Source organism: Stenotrophomonas sp. 01N47 (assembly GCF_056399165.1).
In genome coordinates, this window is sequence record NZ_JBFTQU010000003.1 from 344,923 (window position 1) to 362,039 (window position 17,117).

Below are 17,117 nucleotides of genomic sequence, written 5' to 3' on the forward strand. Positions count from 1 at the left end.
GTACCCACAGGCCTCCGGGCCGCACCCAGCACACTAGGGAGAGTTCATGCGTATCCTTCTGGTCGAAGACGAAGCCCCGCTGCGTGAGACCCTGGCAGCCCGGCTCAAGCGCGAAGGTTTTGCCGTCGATGCAGCGCAGGACGGCGAAGAAGGCCTGTACATGGGCCGCGAAGTGCCGTTCGACGTCGGCATCATCGACCTTGGCCTGCCCAAGATGTCGGGCATGGAGCTGATCAAGGCCCTGCGCGACGAAGGCAAGAAGTTCCCGGTGTTGATCCTGACCGCGCGTTCGAGCTGGCAGGACAAGGTCGAGGGCCTGAAGCAGGGCGCCGACGATTACCTGGTCAAGCCGTTCCATGTGGAAGAGCTGCTGGCCCGCGTCAACGCGCTGCTGCGCCGCGCCGCAGGCTGGAGCAAGCCGACCCTGGAATGCGGCCCGGTTGCTTTGGATCTGGCAGCGCAGACCGTCAGCGTGGCCGGCAGCAATGTCGACCTCACCAGCTACGAGTACAAGGTGCTGGAGTACCTGATGATGCATGCCGGAGAACTGGTCTCCAAGGCCGACCTCACCGAGCACATCTACCAGCAGGACTTCGATCGTGATTCGAACGTGCTGGAAGTGTTCATCGGCCGCCTGCGCAAGAAGCTGGACCCGGATGGCGAACTGAAGCCGATCGAGACCGTACGCGGTCGTGGCTACCGCTTCGCGATTCCGCGCAACGAGGGCTGAGGCCTTCAGCAGGCGATAAACGATGTCCGGCCGTCTGTGGTTCTTCCGACGCTGGCGGCCGCGCTCTCTGCAGGCGCGCCAGATGTTCGCCGCGTCCGTGGGTCTGGTCGCGTTCCTGGCCCTGGCCGGTTACGCGCTTGATGCCGCCTTCGCCGATACGGCGAAGGCGAACCTGCGCGAGCGCCTGAAGAACTATGCCACCGCCTATGCGGCCGGGATCGACTTCACCCGCGACCGCTCGCTGTACATCCGCGAGCAGCCGCCGGATCCGCGTTTCGACGTGCCCGGCAGCGGCCTGTACCTGCAGGTCGTCATGCCCGACGGCAAGGGCAATTCGATGTCCGCCGAAGGCCCGATGCTGCCCACGGTCGGCGGTGGCCTGCTGGCCCCGCGCCAGGAAGTCTTCGAAGGCCCGCTGCCGATGATCCAGATCGACGGCAGCCAGGGCTCGGTGTACCGCTACGGCCTGGGCCTGGTGTGGGATGCCGACGCCGACCCGGCCACCGAATTCCCGTACACCATCTACGTGATGGAAGACTCGCGCGCGCTGGGTGCGCAGCTGCGCGTTTTCCGCAGCCGGGTCTGGTTCTACCTGGGCGGCATCGGCCTGATTCTGCTGCTGCTGCAGACGGTCATCCTGCAGTGGAGCCTGCGCCCGTTGCGGCGGGTGATCACCGAACTGACCAAGGTCCAGCGCGGCGAGACCGAGCGCATGAGCGAACGCCACCCGCGCGAGCTGGAGCCGTTGACCGACAGCATCAATGCCTTCATCGAGGGCGAGCGTGAGAACCTGGAACGCCAGCGCAATACCCTGGCCGACCTGGCGCACAGCCTGAAGACGCCGATTGCGGTGCTGCGTACGCAGATGGACAGCGGCGCCGGCGATGGCGCCCTGCGCGAAGAGCTGGACGTGCAGCTGCAGCGCATGAACAACCTGGTGTCCTACCAGCTGGCACGCGCGGCCTCGTCGGGCCACAAGCTGTTCTCGGCACCGCTGCCGATCGAATCCAACGCCGAAGAGATCGTGCGTGGCCTGGAAAAGGTCTATGCGTCCAAGGGCGTGCTGTGCGAATTCGATATCGACCCGGCCGCGCGCTTCCACGGCGAACCGGGTGACCTGCAGGAACTGCTGGGCAACCTGCTGGAGAACGCGTTCAAGTGGGCCAAGCGCCGCGTGCTGCTGACCGCGCAGCCGTTGCCGGCGCCGAATGCGCGTCGCGCCGGTCTGCTGCTGGCGGTGGATGACGATGGCCCGGGTATTGCTCCGGAGGACATCGGCAAGGTGCTGCAGCGTGGCGTGCGCGGCGATGAGCGCGTACAGGGCCACGGCATCGGCCTGTCGATCGTGCAGGACCTGATCAAGGACTACCGCGGCGAGCTGCAGGTGTCCCGCTCCAGCGAACTGGGCGGCGCCCGTTTCGAAGTGCGGCTGCCGCCGGGGCCGTAAGCCTCCGCACTCGGTAGTGCCGGCCGCTGGCCGGCAACCTCATGATCTTCGATGGCATTGCCAGGTTTCCGGCCAGCGGCCGGCGCTACCGTATTTCTATCCTCGGCGGCTCGCCGTAGAACCGCCTGAGATGCGCAGCCACCTCCGGCAACGCTTCGGACAGCAGGTCCGGCGCAGAGAAGTGGTACTCACTGGCCACCGCGAAGAACTCTTCCGGCGCCTCTGCCGCATACGGATCGATCAGTGTTTCCACGCCGGCATCCACCTGCGCACAGAACGCGTCGTACGATCTCTGGAAGTCAGCTGCCCACTCGCGTTGCCACGCACGCGGCAACGGTGGCGTGCCGTCCATCGCACCGTCGAGCGCATCCAGCTTGTGCACCATCTCATGCACGGCCACGCAGTAACCCTCATGCGGTGCCGCCAGATCGGCCTGCACATCGGCCCACGAAAGAATCAGCGGACCGCTGTCCCACGACTCGCCGATCAGCTCGTCATCCCACTCGTGCAGTACCCCGGCGGCATCCATGTGGCTGCGATGCACGCGGAACGCATCGGGGTAGACGATCAGCTGCGACCAGCCTTCCAGCCCCACCTCGCCGAACTCCAGCAGCGGCAGGCAGCACAGCGCGGCCAGCAGCACGCCATCGGCCGGCTGCAGCTGCAGGTCGCCGATCGGGGAGATGGTCTTCTCATGCAGGAAACGCGTGGTCAGCGCGCGCAGGCGTCTACGTCGTTCGTCGTCCAGGCCGCGCAACCACGCTGCGCGGTGGCAGGCATCGTTCCAGTGTGCGTCTTCGATCGGTCGCGGCGCGGGCCGCAACCACTGCAGCAACGACTTGATCAGCGGAACATACCCGGCAAGTAGCTGTGCCACTTCGGCGCGCGGATGCGCTGCAGTACATCGTCGTCACCGCCACCGCCGCTGCTGGTCGCGGCGGCCGGACGTACCGGTGCCGGCTTGGCGGCCGTCGCTGTCGGCGTGTTGGTCGGTGTGCGCTGCGAGGCTGCATCGCTGGCCGAGTAGACGCAGGCGCCACGGCTGTCATCAAGCGCTGCTGTTGCAGACGCCGCGAAGGGCATCGTCAGCAGGATCAGGCAATGGGCATAACGGCGCATTGACGACATCCACGTTAAGGGAAGGTGAGTTCCCGATTCTAGCCCGAACCCGGCGCCAGATTGGAAGCCCGCCGGAACCGGGGCTGGCGGGCGTCGCTGGCGGGTTTCCCGCATAATTCCGTCCTGACCTTGTGGAAGCTGCCGTGGACGATCGCCAATTGCTGGCCAAACTCGCTGCCGGTCGCCTGTCCGGCGACGCCCTGGCCCGTGAGCTGGGCCAGACCCGGGCCGCCATTTGGAAGCGTATTCAAGGGCTTAGGGCCGCCGGCGTTGAGGTTGAAGGGCGTGCAGGCGAGGGTTACGGGCTGACCCGGCCGGTCGACCTGCTGGAAGCCGGAGCCATCCGCGCCGGCCTGCCCAAGGAGGCCGCAACACTGTTGCACGACCTGCAGGTGGTCTGGACGGTGGATTCCACCAACGCCGAATTGCTGCGCTGCAGCGCGCCCCAGCGCGGTGTCAGCGTCCTGTTGGCCGAGCGCCAGACCGGCGGCCGTGGCCGTCGCGGGCGCACCTGGGCGTCGCCGCTGGCCGCGCATGTGTATCTGTCGGTGCTGCGCCTGTTCGAGGGTGGCCTGGGCCGCTTGGCCGGGCTGAGCCTGGTCGCCGGCGTCGCCGTGGCCGAAGCCCTGCACGACCTGGGCTACACGCAGGCGCAGCTGAAGTGGCCGAACGACGTGCTGGTCGATGGCCGCAAGCTGGTGGGCCTGCTGGCCGAGGGTGGTGGCGAATACGCCGGCCCGGCGCGTGCAGTGATCGGCATCGGCATCAACGTGCACATGCCGCCGGCGTTCGCCGAACAGATCACCCAGCCGTGGGTGGACCTGGACACGCTGGCCGGCGCATCGGTGGATCGCAACACGGTGGTGGCCGCGGTGCTGGCACGCCTACTACCGGCGCTGGAGGAATTCGACCGGGAAGGGCTGGCGCCGTTCCTGCCGCGTTACGCAGCGTTCGACATGCTGGCCGGGCGCGAAGTGCGCGTGCAGCTGGATGGCGAATGGCAGCACGGTACCGCGCTCGGCTTGGCTGACGATGGCGCGTTGCGCGTGCGTATCGATGGCCGCGAGCGCCTGCTGCATGCCGGCGAAGTCAGTGTGAGAAAAGCATGAGCGACTGGTTGTTCGATCTGGGCAATTCGCGCTTCAAGTTCGCGCCGTTGCAGGGTGACCGTGCCGGTGATGTGCAGGCCTGGGCGCATGGCGCCGAGGGCATGGCCGGGCAACCGCCGCACAGCCTTCCCAGTGGCGGCACCGCGTTTGTGGCCAGCGTCGCCGCGCCGTCGCTGACCAGCGCGATGCTCGATCAGCTGCAGCGCCGCTTCGAGCACGTGCATGTGGTGCGTACCAGCGCCCAGTGTGCGGGTGTACGCATTGCCTACGCCAAGCCGGAAAAATTCGGTGTCGACCGCTTCCTGGCGCTGCTGGCTGCCGCCAAGGCACAGCGGCCGGTGCTGGTGGTCGGTGTCGGCACCGCGTTGACCATCGACCTGCTTGATGCCAACGGCCAGCATCACGGTGGACGCATTTCCGCCTCGCCGACCACCATGCGCGAGGCGCTGCACGCGCGCGCGGTGCAGCTGCCGGCCAGCGGCGGTGACTACAGCGAATTCGCCAACGACACCGCCGACGCGCTGGCCTCCGGCTGCGATGGTGCCGCCGTGGCGCTGGTTGAACGCAGCGCCCGCCAGGCACAGGCGCTGCTGGGCGTCATGCCGTCGCTGCTGGTGCATGGCGGTGGCGCACCCGCGCTGATGCCGCTGCTGGACGGCGCCGACTATCACCCCTCGCTGGTGCTGGATGGCCTCGCCCGCTGGGCGGTGCACCAGCCCGCAGGCTAGTATCGGCGCATGCTGACCCGTGCCCTGATCGTCGTGCTGGCGATCCTCAATCTTGGTGTTGCCACCTGGTGGCTGTTGCGCGATGAACCCGCGCGCGCGCCGTTGCCACCGCCCCCGACCGGCGTGGCCGAGCTGCGCTGGTTGCCCGGTGGCACCGATGCGGCTGTGGCCGCGCAGGCCTCGGCAGCGGCACCCACTGAAGCACTGGTGGAGCGTGAGGCAGCGCCGGCTACCGCAGTGGCCGCTGCACCCGCACCGGCAGCGGCGACACCTGCAGCACCCAGCAAGCCCGCCGAACCAGTGAAGGCGCCTGAGCCGGTGGCCGCCGTCGCCAAGCCAGCGCCGGAACCGGTGGCCGAGAAACCCGCAGGCCCTGCAGCACCGCCGCGCTGCCTGGCGCTGGGCCCGTTCGCCGACCGCGCCGCTGCCACCGCTGCGCAGAGCCGTGCGGGCAACCTGTTGAGCCAGGTGCGCCTGCGCGAGCAGCCCGCCGCCAGCGGCAGCGCCCGTTACCGCGTGCTGCTGCCCGCCGCCGCCAGCCGCGATGACGCGCAGGCCACGGTCAAGCGCATCGTCGCTGCCGGGCTGAGCGACTACTACATCATCAGCCAGGGCGACGAGACCAACGCCATTGCGCTGGGCCAGTACCGCAACCGCGAGGGCGCCGAACGGCGCATGGCCGCGGTGCAGGCCGCCGGCTTCCAGCCACGTCTGGTGGCCAGCGGCGATGCCGGCCAATGGTGGCTGGAAGGGCAGCTGGCCACCGGCAGCGAACCGGCCCAGGCGCAGCAGCGCAGCGGTGCCGCGCAGCAACGGTCGCTGGAATGCACGCGACTGCGCTAGAATTCCCCAACCACGGCGCTGCCGTAGGCGTTTCACCCCGTGCCGCTTTAGCTCAGTTGGTAGAGCAACTGTCTTGTAAACAGTAGGTCATCCGTTCGATTCGGATAAGCGGCACCATCTTCCGATCCACTGGCATCCGCAGATGTTCACGGTGCACAATCAACCCGCTGAAATAGCGGGTTTTTTTGTGCTTTTTGTCCCCGGTCGTCCATGAGCATCCACCCGCCTAGGGGGTGCAATTGGGGGTACATGGGGAACTAAGCTAGATCGATAGGAGGATGTACCCCCAATGGCCGCTAAGTCGTTGACGGATATGGCTGCAAGGAACGCAAAGGGAAAGGAGAAGCCCTACAGCCTTGCAGCAGGAGCAGGGCTCTATCTGCAGGTCATGCCCAATGGAAATCGCTACTGGTGAATGAAGTACCGCCATGCGGGCAAGGAGAAGTTGCTCTCCATCGGGTCTACCCGGAGGTGACCCTGAAGGAGGCGTGTGACAAGCGCGATGCCGCGCGCGCGCAGTTGCGTGATTTGAATGAACTTGAAGTTGCAGAAATTTCGGGTGGAACGGGCGGAATTAAGTTCCAGATTGGTCCGAGCAACGGTACGCACATCAGCGGAACCATCCACGATCTAGGTCAAGCCGCCTACATGTACGGAAGAGCCGCGCCATTCAGCGGAATCGGCGCTGCGGGCATGATTTACAAGCACATCATGCTTAACTAAGGCGCTGGCTCGGGCCTAGGCTCAAACTAGGGCCTAGGCCCCTAGGAGAACGAAGCTTGTGACTGATAAAATTGCGCTCTGGAGGCGGAGGCCTCGCCCCATCGCGGAAAACAAAATATTCGTCGCAGCAATTGCGACGATAGCGATCGCAGCAGCCCAAGGGATTCTAAACACATTCGACGTTTTCGGATCAAAGGCAATGACCGAACTCCTCGCCTTCCTTGTTTGCGTCTGGCTGTTCCCCGATGAACCCCGGAGAGAATGGACGTTCGGGCTTGGGTCGTTCTGTTGGGCATCGGACTCTTGTCCGGAGCACTATGGATAATATTCATCGGCCTCCCCGCGAGATACGAAACCAACTACATTCCCTTTGGTGAAATCCCAGTAAATTTCTATATCCTCGGCCTTATTACCAGTTGCGTCGTCGCCCCATTGTTTGAAGAGAAGGTGGTTAGACACCTCCTTCTGGATGGCGTCTCCCACTATTTCGGTCGTGTGTTGAGCATCATCATGGTTAGCGTTGTATTTGCTGAAGTTCACGTCGGCGCGGTAACCTCATCTTTTTTCTACTCAATACTCCTCTGCATTTGCGTTCACTCGTTCAGGCTGGGTACGGTTCAGCGATCAATAATCCACGGCGCAATAAATCTTGCGATAACGCAGTGGGTTATTTTCTACCCAACGCCCAGGGACTATTACGGAAGCTATCCTTGATTAGGGGCGCCCGCACCCGTCCATGCGTCGACAGGTATGCGTGCTAACTTCCCGCACAGCTCATCGTGAATATTGAATGATCTAAATTCGTGACCGAAATTGATCAAATTCACTATTTTTTCTAGTTCGCCAAAATCGTTAATTCAGGCAGAATGCTTCATTCGAGAGCTGGTTCTCGATGCATCCCTAGAGGCCCCAGTAAATAATTATCTGTCTAGGACGAATTCGCCCTTAGAACTTCTGTTCCGGGGGGGGGGGGGCGAAAAGATATCGCCGTGTGGAGAGATTAGCCTATTGACGCCATAGCCAATTCGGAGGCCGCCGAATGCGGACTTGCATGCGTTGCCATGGTTGTGTCACATCATGGCAACAAGATTGGAATCCGAGAACTCCGTCGTCGCCATGCCCTTTCGCTCAAAGGGGCAACGCTTGCTCAAATTAAAGCAACGCGTCAGCCGTTGGGGGCAACCGCCGAGCTCTACCAGCGCATCGCGATGAACCAGGAGGCCACCGGTTTGTCTGGGGCCGTGCTGGCACGTGTCGTAGAGACCATCAGCAAGACGATGGTCATAAGTGGCTCAACTTCTGCTAGTGCAGTGGCGGCGCTGGTACAGCTTGGCCAAGCATTTGCTTCGGGCACTCTGCGTGGCGAAGAGCTGAACTCGGTGATGGAGCAGGCGCAGGCGCTGACCACTGTGCCGACGCGCTACAGCGTTACTTGCGATTTGCCTGCCGTAGATGGCGCAAACGTAGGTACAAATATGGACGGCTACATCCGTGTCCTGTTTGAGCTCTGCGGGGGGCAGGCCGGAGTCCAGAACGGGCAATTCGCCTTCCGTGATTTCAAGGTTGAACGCGGTGATACCGCTACCGCATTTGTGGATGAAGATCCTGCCACGCTGTTGGCTCGTTGCTATCGCTACTGCGAACCCGTTGAATTCGTGCAGTTGACCGGCATCACATTCACGACGAACGGTGATAGCCGAGCTGGCCGACCACTCAAGGTTCGCAAGCGAGTCAATCCCTCCCTGACGTACACCGGCACCATGAACGTGATCGCGTCTGGGTCGGCGGGCCATGTTCTAAACATTGACCTTGGGGCATTGCAACTTGGCGCTGATACCGACGTGGTCGTGTTGGTCGGAATCGGAAACCCTGGCGGCCTTGCTCCGGCCGGCGCTGTGGTGTCTTGGGGCGACAACGGTTCCGGGCGGTGCACTGTTCTTGCTGATCCGGAGTTTTGACTATGACCTATAAGCTGACAACTGATCTGGATCGAGTCTTCTGCGTTGATACGGGCACGTCCATTCCGCGCGGCCATTGGATGTGGGTCGACTACCAGCGCTGGCTGGATGATGGCAACACGCCGCTGCCGGTGGAACCGATACGTACATTGGATGAAGTGAAAGCTGATCGGGTTGCTGCGGTCACGGCCGAACGTTGGAATCGGGAGACTGGCGGCATCGAACCCAACGGCGTTCGCGTGGGTACTTGCCTTGATGACCAGAATCGTCTGAGCGGCGTTCTGTCGGCCATCCAACTCGGCGGGCTGGAATCGGTGGATTTCAAGGCGCAAAGCGGCTGGGTGCAGCTGACCGCGCCGGAGCTGCAGGGTATCGCCCTGGCCATCTCCGCTCACGTGCAGGCCTGCTTCACCGCCGAGCACGCGCACCATGAGGCAATCGAGCAGTTGCAGACGCAGGCTGACGTGGACGCCTACGACGTGATGGCGGGCTGGCCGCCGGGATCCGGCCTCGGACACGAAAGCCCCCCTGTCGCTGGATTGGGCGCGGACTGACTCCTGCCGCACCCATCACGCTGCCACAACGCGGCCTGCGGCCAGATTGCGGCCATGTGCTATTCCGCCCAAATCGAAGCCGCGTATCAGAGGCTGGTCCGCATGACCGGCGCAATTGCTTTTCAGAGAGCGGGTCTATCGCTTAAGTTTGGCGACAGTGAATGAAATTATCGCAGCGGGTAGAGCGAACAGCAGTGCAAAGACTGAAACTCTGTAGAGGCCGAACCAATCCGGAAAGCCATTCTCAACAATGAATGCTACGAACCCAGAAACGAATGCCACCACTGCGCCCATGGAAGATGCCTTCCAAGGAGTTGCACCCATGAATCCAGCTATCAATGCGATTGTGGTACAAAAAATGGCGAGGTTCATGGATAATTATGTGTCTGCTAGGTGGATGATGAAGGTTGTTTTTGGTTCGTTATGAATGGAATTTTGAAGCTGTAAAAAGGCGGCCTAGCAAGGCCGCCTTTAGTGTTTCATGGCGCTAGATTTCTTGTGAACCCTTAGGTAGTTTCGGAAGCGGTCCGCTGGGGCCGACCGTTACGGAGCCCGTCCTTCCACCGCCACCGCCACCAACGGTAACAGTGCCAGTGCGGCCACCGCCCCCAGAAATTGGCCCTGTGGATGGAGTGCGGCCGCCTGTTTGAGCGCCGCCGCTCCCAGTCCCTCCGCCTGGATTGCCCTGAGTCATCGGTCTAACAGGGCCTCCTTCGAAGTTACGGTAATCGGTCCTAGTGTATGAAACGCATGCGGAAGGGCCGCAGATGGTAATGACGTTTCCGTTTCTCATTCCGGAGAATGCGCGATGCCCAAGTATGAATGATAGTGTCGCGGCATCAGGTTGCGGCGTTTGCAACAGGCACGTATTGCATGTAAATGGGCCGTAGCGATCTGTCAATATTCCGGCCTTCGCTATCGCGATGGCTGACAGTCCAGCGAAAATCAATGATGCGACTGCTGCTTTGTTATAAATTGCAATCATTGCAGCGCCCCCGCATCTTTGGTGACATCGGTAAAGAATTTCTTGCTCAACTCTTGAGCTCTATGAATCTGCGCGGGGCTTAGTTCCTTGGCGATTTCACGCCGATAATTTTCGCTGGAGAAGTTGGGGTTTATTTCATTGAGCGCGAGCTGGCTCGCATATGCGCGGATAGGATCTCGTGACGTGATGACCCCAGCCATGTACGAGTTCGATAGGTTTGCTAGCGCATCGATGCTTCCTTTCAGCATTGCTTCCTGCAGATAGGCGATTGCGTTGCCTTGCCATTCGCGAAACTGTTCGGATTTTTCGTCCGGTTCTGTGCCCAGTATTCTGTTTGGGCTTGTCGCGTATGCGACTTGTGCTTCAATTGAGCCTTGGCTTGCTGCCCTGGTTAGCCAGACGCCAATTTGGTTCATTTCAGACGCGTCTAGAGATGCGCATTCGGTGAGCTTCCGTAGCACCGTTTGTTCATACTGGGGCGCAACACCAAGAGACTGGGATTGTTGGAGCTCTTCAGGTGAGCTGGCCTTGAGGTACATCTCACAGTCCATAAGTGCAAGATAGATGCTGTAAGACGCCTCGGCGTCACCTCTTTCGGCAGCACCCTTGAGCGAATCGATCCATACTCTAGGGTCCCCAGGAGGCCTCAGTTCCGGCCCTCTTATGAAGGTGAATGATTTGCCTACTTCCCGGCGGACGTTGTTCGGCAGTGAATGAGCACTGACGGTCTTAGCGTCGGCTGGATTAGTGCTCTCTTGTGCTGTGGTCGGTAGCTCGAGTGCAGCGGATCTTCCAAATCCAAAGAACCATCTCAGCCCGACCGTGGCGGCCCCGAGGAAGACGAAGGCCACAAGGATCATGGAGATAGTTTTAACTCTGCTCATAGTTCAGCCCTTGTCGTGGTTCGTATCGGCTTTTCCATCGTGAAGAACAGCTATGTGATGTCTGGAGTGAACACTGGTTCGCGCAGTGTGGTCACGCTCATCTTCGCTTTGCCGAGGTGCTGCTAGTTCAATATGTGACCAGGGGCAGGCGCAACACGACTGAGCGCGCTTGTTACGATGTAACATTCGGTGCCAATGTGGACAGCTGTCTCTGCTGTCACGTTGGCTGCAGTTGACCTGGTGCGTCGTACCTGATCTTTGAGGACAAGCGCCCGCTCTACGAGCACCGGCTGGCTGCATAGGCGAAACCTGAGCGAGCGTCGCCCGGCTCATGGGTCATCCTCATATCTTGTTTAGGAAAGCACTGGTGACGATGTCGGAAATCGCTAATTGGCATGCCCCTCGAGCTCGGACAGTCCTATGTTCAACAGGAGTATTCTGGTTCTTACGGGTGTCCGCCCGTAGGTGGTGCCGGAGGAAGTGGGGCTGGGGGAAGCGCGACGATCTAGCGAGCTGGCAATGGGGCGGAAGTTTCGGATTTAGTCTCTGCGCTGACATCCTTTTTGGGATTGATTTCATTCGTGTATAGAATTGAAATTAGAGCAAATGCTGTAATTGCAATGAGCCATTTGATTAGTTCTCCTTTTCGCACTTCCTTCTCCGTTTGAATTGCTAGATTTCCGAGTTCGCTTGATGGCGGTCGATCGGGCCGAGTTTTTATTTGTATAGAAGAGGAAGAGTTTGCCGTATTTTTCCCTGGGAGTATTCGAATATGTGATTGGATGCGTGCGCAATAAGCCTGATGGCACTTGCCGCAATTATCATGTTGTGTTGTTGTGATGGTTGTCTCAGTTTTTGTCGATAAATCATCGAGCGTTCTGAAAATATCTCTGAGGTGTCGAGTGAGCGCGATATACGAGGCTGAAAAGCAACACCTAATGAAATGAAGCTCGGTCGGCTGGTGATTGCGCAGGTAGGGCAAGGAAACCTAGCTCGCCGGATTCAGGGCAGCATGCCGATCAGCCGATCAGCCGATCAGCCGATTTCGACTGAGCAGCGCTGCGCCAGTTGCGTACCAAAACGTCTCCGCGCGCGGCCGACACGGAAGGCCCTCATTGAAGGCGCGCGCGCCGGCTTGGGCGAGCGCCGCACCAGATCTTTGACGATATGCGACGCCCGCTCTAAACAAGCACCCGCCAGTGGCATAGGCGAACTGATGGGGGTCTGCCGGCGCCAAGAAAGTTCTTGTTCTTCGTGCGCACACTTGTATTTGGATGATCGCATCTGCCAAATTAGTAGGGCGATTTAATTTTTGCAGGATCCAATTGCGCTAGCTCCTCGACTTCATGGCCACCAAGCATGCAGCATCACCGCCACACTTTGCCTTATGTAAAAGTTATCGCTGCCTTTGTCGGCTTGATCGGTACTAGCCCGGTACAAGCTTGGCCTTCAGATGAGGTTTTTGCATCTCGAAATCGCCGTGTTGAAATGACGGCCCAGCAGCTCAATCGGTATCCAAGTCATGGCTTGATTGAGTTCGAACTCACTGCAACGTCACCGGAGCCGCCGCCCACAGCAACGTTGGTCAGCATTCGCTACTCCGCTACCGACTCGCGCTCGCAATGGGGGTGGTTGGATACCCGGGAGATCTCCCGGTCGGGAAATATCGTTTCAGTTCGAATTCCACGGCTGGAAGGATCGATTCCGCAGTGGGCCCATATTCTAGTTAGGCACGGAGACACGTACCTTGGCTCAGCGCGCGTAATTGTGTCTCTAGTCTCCGACCCCCACCACAGAGAGATGTCAGTGAACAACCAAGCTATCCAAATCTACGGCAAGGATGGCGTTTCGATTCGAGCGACGCCGCGACTGTCCGATGACTGGCGATGGCGGTTCAGTGGTGAATTCCTGGAAGACGGCGCCTGGTTGGAGCGGACATTCTGACGAGGGGTATTGGCCGTCCCGTGTTCATAGCAGACGGCGTGGACTGACACTCTCGACCAATGACGCCTCTACAGCGCCCTGTAGATCATCTCCAAAGCGAGAAAATGATGATCAAGAGATGTAGGCTCCCTAAGCCACAACAAGACTTCAACTCATCAAAAATGCCGATGCCCGCCAATCTTCATGTGCTGCTTGCCATCTCAGCATCCATGCTTCCGCTCTCCTTGGCGGTCGCGGCCCCATCAGATCCTATTGCCTCCACTGCTCCTGCAAGCAGTTGCTATGGCGCGAACGGCTGCCCAGCGTGGATGCCCTCGCAGGCTGATATGCGAAGCACTATCGTCGACTATTTCTGCGAGCTTTCCGACCAAGGTGACATTCAGCCCCGGGTAGAGCGAGTTGTTCGCGCGGAATCTTCACCGCTGACTTGTTCCTCACTGGGGGAGGAGCCTGGGTCCAACTTCGTCTGTGGCGGGGAAATGCGCTTCTTTGGCTCGGGCAACGACATCGACGCGATCACCTTCAGTCCCACCATGCGCCGCGAGAAAGATGGGCGCTTCGCGATCTATGAGGGTGATGACGAGGAAGGCGCGGAAGTCTGGCGGGTTCCTGCCTCATGGCTCACCTCGAAAACCTGTGCCTCGCGTTGAGAGCCACTCCGCGTTTGATCTTGCTCTAACTGAATACCGGGTTGAGCTACGCTCGATCGTCTGCATTGCCCCCGACATCTGAGCGGTTGCAGCAGGCCCGACGCTTGGCTGAGGCGGGGACAGTGGAGCTGGAGCGGGTCAAGGAAGTCCTGCGGCCGCGCCGGCCTAAGCGCCTTCGACGTGCTGGCTGACGTGTTCCGCGTCTCATCTCCATCGGGCGGTCGGCGTACCGAGTACAGCGATGGTCACTGGCGGTGTTACGACGAGAGCGGCGTCATGCGCGCTCGCTTCGGCGTGTGGGGTTGATTGGATCGGGGCGACCTCGCGGGGTCGCCCCTCATCACCCAGCGCACAGATCCGCATCGCCGGCAGCGGCCAATACGTAGCGGTGAGGGCACCTATGCTTCATTCGGCAACCCGGCACCGGCACCGGCACCGGTGGGCAACGGGATGGATGTGATGGTCTAGACGTGAGCGGCCTGTAACCATCACGCCGCGCCAGCTGCGGCCATCTGCTATTCCGCCCAAATCGAAGCCGACTACCAGAAGCTGGTCTGCATGACCGGTGCCACCGTGTCGCTGCGGGATTTCGCCGCGCTCTTCGCCCACGACCCTGGCAAGAAGCGGCCCAAGACCCCGAAGGCGATGAATGATGCGTTCCGCGCCGGCACCAGCCCGGCAGAGCGGGCGGTGTGGGCGGAGATCCAGCAGTGGAACCAGACCGAGGCTGCCATCCTTGAGCAGGAGCTTTTCGCCAACCGGAAGCGCCTGGCCGATGCGGCGCGATCGTTACAGGCCAAGGGGGGGTCACCCCCGTTTTCACGGACACTTATGAGAAGGCCGATCCAGGCCATCAGGAGTGTTCATGTCAAAGCGTAGGAAGTTCAGTGCCGAGTTCAAGCGCGGAGCGGTTGCGCAGGCGAGCCAGCCCGGCGTCACCTGCGCCCAGGTGGCCCGGGAGCTGGGGATCCGCGACACCCTGCTGACGCGCTGGAAGCGCGAGGCACAGAGCCCGGGGGCTATCGCCTTCGGGGGCGCCGGGACACCTCGGGATGAGGAGTTGGCACGCCTCAAGCGTTAGCTGGCGCGGGTAAAGAAGGAACGGGATTTTTTGCGAGAAGCGGCGACGTTCTTTGCAAAGGGATCATCCTGAGGTATCAGGTGATCGAACGTTGCCGCGATGATTTTCCGATCCGGCTGATGTGCCGGTGCCTGAAGGTATCGGCCAGCGGCTACTACGCGTGGAGCAAGCGCCCTGCGAGCGCCCGGCAGGTCGACAATGAGCGCCTGGTGGTACGGATGCGCGAACTGCACGAAGACAGCCGCGGTACGTTGGGGGGCTGGTCGCATGCGCGAAGACCTGGCTGAGGAGGGCGAAAGTGCCAGCTTGAACCGGGTCGCGCGCCTGATGGCGGCCGACGGCCTGCAGGGCTGGCCCCGGCGGAAGCGTCGCGGGACGCGTGGCAGCCCGGCCGTAACGCCGCCGGGCGTGGTCAACCTGCTTGAACGCGATTTTCTCGCGCTGGAGCCGGAAACCAAGTGGGTGACCGATATCACCGAGATCAAGACCCAGCAAGGCAAGCTGTATCTGTGCATCGTGCTGGATCTGTACGACCAGCGCATTGTGGGCTGGTCAATGCACGCTCGGCAGGACCGTCAGATGGTGATCCGGGCTGTGCAGATGGCGGTGTGGCAGCGGCAAGGAAGCAATGAGGTGATCCTGCATTCGGATCGTGGCAGTCAGTTCCGCAGCGGCGACTACCAGGGGTATCTCGCCGCTAACGGGCTGATCTGCTCAATGAGCGCTGTGGGGCATTGCGGCGACAACGCGGCCTGCGAAGGCTTTTTTTGGGCTACTGAAGCGCGAGCGGATCTATCGAACGAGCTACCCCACACTGGATGCAGCAAGAGCGGATGTGTTTGACTACATTGAGCGACGCCACAACCCAAGGATGCGGCGAAGGATCGCCAGGCAGGATCAGAAGGTTGCAACTCCTTTAGAACCGTCCGTGATATCGGGGTAGAACCCACCTTGAGCACAGCGTGGTTGCCGGCCAACGGCCAGCACTACCAGTGGTGGTCCTGCTGCACCGCCGCGAGTGGTGTCACATGCGTCTGGCTAGACTGTGCTTCTTTTTCGTTCGCAGGAGGCACCCATGGCCCATCATCCCGCCGTTACCCTGATCGGCGTCCCCACCGACATCGGGGCGGGCCATCGCGGCGCCCGGCTGGGGCCGGAAGCCCTGCGCGTGGCTGGCCTGCCTGAAGCACTGGAAGCGCGCGGCGTGGACGTGCGCGACCTCGGCAACCTGGACGGCCCGCGCAACCCGTGGACCGCGCCGGTGCAGGGCTACCGCCACCTGGACGAGGTGGTGGCGTGGAACCACGCACTGATGGAAGCCAGCTATGCCGAACTGCAGGCCGGGCGCATGCCGATCATGCTCGGTGGCGACCACTGCCTGGGCATCGGTTCGATCACCGCGGTCGCGCGTTGGTGCCGTGAGCAGGGCAAGGACCTGCGCGTGCTGTGGCTGGATGCGCATTCGGACTTCAACACCAGCGATGTGACCCCGTCGGGCAACATCCACGGCATGCCGGTGGCGTGCCTGTGCGGCCTCGGCCCGGATGCGCTGACCAGGCTGGGCGGCAGCTCGCCGGCAATCAAGCCTTCGCAGATGCACCAGATCGGCATCCGTTCGGTGGACCCGGACGAGAAGCGCCTGATCAAAACCCACAAGGTCGACGTCTACGACATGCGCTACATCGACGAGAACGGCATGAAGCGCACCGTGGAAGCGGCGCTGGCCGGCATCGATGAGAACACCCACCTGCACGTCAGCTTCGATGTTGATTTCCTCGACCCGAGCATCGCCCCGGGTGTGGGCACCACGGTGCCGGGCGGGGTGAACTACCGTGAAGCGCAGCTGGTGATGGAGATGATCGCCGACAGCGGCCGCATGGGCTCGCTGGATATCGTCGAACTCAATCCGTTGCTGGACAACCACAACAGCACCGCCGAACTGGCCGTGGACCTGGTGGAAAGCCTGTTCGGAAAATCGACCCTGATGCGCGACTGAGAGGGTCCAGTCTGAACGGTTGGACGAACCGTTCACACGCGCTCCACGCCCCTGCCGCCAGATTGCACCTCACGCGGCAGTGTTGGCTTCAACCAGCCTGCCGCCCCGATCAATACAACCGAACCCCGTGATTGAGCGGTGTAGCGGCAAACCCAAGGAGAAGCCCATGAAGCGCGTAGTTGCCCTGATGCTGTTGTCGATGTTCTCGGTGGCCCTGCTGGCCGGTTGCAACACCGTTGCCGGTGCCGGCAAGGACGTGCAGAAGGCTGGTGAGAAGGTTGAGGATGCTGCCAAGGGCAACTGAGCCTGAGGTGGTGCGCAGCACGGAAAAGGCCGGGATCTTCCCGGCCTTTTTTGTGCACAGGT

The 17,117-nt window shown here is 61.4% G+C and carries 16 protein-coding genes, 1 tRNA gene and 1 pseudogene; 15 read left to right on the top strand and 3 right to left on the bottom strand.

All coding sequences use genetic code 11. The annotated features are described in order from the left end of the window. Window positions 1-46: 46 nt before the first annotated feature. Window positions 47-730: a response regulator transcription factor gene (locus AC1DKR_RS07750; protein ID WP_004136763.1), complete on the top strand. Its 684-nt coding sequence runs from the start codon at window positions 47-49 to the stop codon at window positions 728-730. A 22-nt stretch (window positions 731-752) separates the two neighbouring features. After that, window positions 753-2,177 carry an ATP-binding protein gene (locus tag AC1DKR_RS07755; protein WP_032978238.1) on the top strand — a complete coding sequence of 475 codons (1,425 nt, stop codon included), beginning with the start codon at window positions 753-755 and terminating at the stop codon, window positions 2,175-2,177. Between the two features lie 85 nt (window positions 2,178-2,262). Here AC1DKR_RS07755 and AC1DKR_RS07760 read toward each other — a convergent pair whose 3' ends face one another. Together AC1DKR_RS07760 and AC1DKR_RS07765 are read right to left on the bottom strand one after the other, a co-directional pair. Next, window positions 2,263-3,054 (bottom strand): M90 family metallopeptidase, encoded by a 792-nt coding sequence (locus AC1DKR_RS07760; RefSeq protein ID WP_312787152.1) that lies wholly within the window; start codon window positions 3,052-3,054, stop codon window positions 2,263-2,265. Then, entirely contained in the window at window positions 3,021-3,296 is a 276-nt protein-coding gene (locus AC1DKR_RS07765; protein ID WP_088100739.1) for a hypothetical protein, read from the bottom strand. The genes AC1DKR_RS07760 and AC1DKR_RS07765 overlap by 34 nt, the downstream gene beginning before the upstream one ends. Window positions 3,297-3,439: 143 nt before the next feature. On the opposite strand from AC1DKR_RS07765, the gene birA reads away from it, so the two are divergent. From birA to AC1DKR_RS07805, 8 genes are all read left to right on the top strand, one after another. Further along, window positions 3,440-4,405: a bifunctional biotin--[acetyl-CoA-carboxylase] ligase/biotin operon repressor BirA gene (birA, locus tag AC1DKR_RS07770; protein WP_363734318.1), complete on the top strand. Its 966-nt coding sequence runs from the start codon at window positions 3,440-3,442 to the stop codon at window positions 4,403-4,405. Next, on the top strand, window positions 4,402-5,133 hold the full coding sequence (locus tag AC1DKR_RS07775; RefSeq protein WP_025878323.1) for a type III pantothenate kinase: 732 nt from the start codon (window positions 4,402-4,404) through the stop codon (window positions 5,131-5,133). The genes birA and AC1DKR_RS07775 overlap by 4 nt, the downstream gene beginning before the upstream one ends. Window positions 5,134-5,142: 9 nt before the next feature. Further along, entirely contained in the window at window positions 5,143-5,976 is an 834-nt protein-coding gene (locus tag AC1DKR_RS07780) for an SPOR domain-containing protein (protein WP_105163274.1), read from the top strand. A gap of 41 nt (window positions 5,977-6,017) precedes the next feature. Then, a tRNA-Thr gene (locus AC1DKR_RS07785) sits at window positions 6,018-6,093 on the top strand. A 294-nt stretch (window positions 6,094-6,387) separates the two neighbouring features. Next, window positions 6,388-6,699: a hypothetical protein gene (locus tag AC1DKR_RS07790; protein WP_478032111.1), complete on the top strand. Its 312-nt coding sequence runs from the start codon at window positions 6,388-6,390 to the stop codon at window positions 6,697-6,699. Window positions 6,700-6,960: 261 nt separating this feature from the next. After that, window positions 6,961-7,413 (top strand): CPBP family glutamic-type intramembrane protease, encoded by a 453-nt coding sequence (locus tag AC1DKR_RS07795; protein WP_478032114.1) that lies wholly within the window; start codon window positions 6,961-6,963, stop codon window positions 7,411-7,413. A gap of 302 nt (window positions 7,414-7,715) precedes the next feature. Beyond that, window positions 7,716-8,657: a tape measure protein gene (locus AC1DKR_RS07800; protein WP_478032183.1), complete on the top strand. Its 942-nt coding sequence runs from the start codon at window positions 7,716-7,718 to the stop codon at window positions 8,655-8,657. A gap of 2 nt (window positions 8,658-8,659) precedes the next feature. Further along, the gene (locus AC1DKR_RS07805) at window positions 8,660-9,211 is read left to right on the top strand and encodes a DUF4376 domain-containing protein (RefSeq protein ID WP_478032116.1); all 552 of its coding nucleotides are present in this window, start codon (window positions 8,660-8,662) and stop codon (window positions 9,209-9,211) included. 981 nt (window positions 9,212-10,192) lie between these two features. On the opposite strand, the gene AC1DKR_RS07810 is transcribed toward AC1DKR_RS07805, so the two are convergent. After that, a complete protein-coding gene (locus AC1DKR_RS07810; protein WP_478032118.1) occupies window positions 10,193-11,056 on the bottom strand; it encodes an SEL1-like repeat protein in 864 nt (287 codons plus the stop codon). 2,075 nt (window positions 11,057-13,131) lie between these two features. Between AC1DKR_RS07810 and AC1DKR_RS07815 the strand changes: the two genes are divergently transcribed. From AC1DKR_RS07815 to AC1DKR_RS07835, 5 genes and pseudogenes are all read left to right on the top strand, one after another. Continuing rightward, a complete protein-coding gene (locus AC1DKR_RS07815; RefSeq protein ID WP_478032120.1) occupies window positions 13,132-13,674 on the top strand; it encodes a hypothetical protein in 543 nt (180 codons plus the stop codon). A 558-nt stretch (window positions 13,675-14,232) separates the two neighbouring features. Beyond that, the gene (locus AC1DKR_RS07820) at window positions 14,233-14,553 is read left to right on the top strand and encodes a hypothetical protein (RefSeq protein WP_478032122.1); all 321 of its coding nucleotides are present in this window, start codon (window positions 14,233-14,235) and stop codon (window positions 14,551-14,553) included. Further along, window positions 14,540-15,698 (top strand): annotated as a pseudogene (locus AC1DKR_RS07825) (IS3 family transposase). Before AC1DKR_RS07820 ends, AC1DKR_RS07825 begins: the two are co-directional and overlap by 14 nt. A 132-nt stretch (window positions 15,699-15,830) precedes the next feature. Continuing rightward, on the top strand, window positions 15,831-16,751 hold the full coding sequence (rocF, locus tag AC1DKR_RS07830; RefSeq protein ID WP_478032124.1) for an arginase: 921 nt from the start codon (window positions 15,831-15,833) through the stop codon (window positions 16,749-16,751). A gap of 166 nt (window positions 16,752-16,917) precedes the next feature. Further along, window positions 16,918-17,055 (top strand): entericidin A/B family lipoprotein, encoded by a 138-nt coding sequence (locus AC1DKR_RS07835; RefSeq protein WP_019661832.1) that lies wholly within the window; start codon window positions 16,918-16,920, stop codon window positions 17,053-17,055. The last annotated feature ends 62 nt before the right edge of the window (window positions 17,056-17,117 follow it).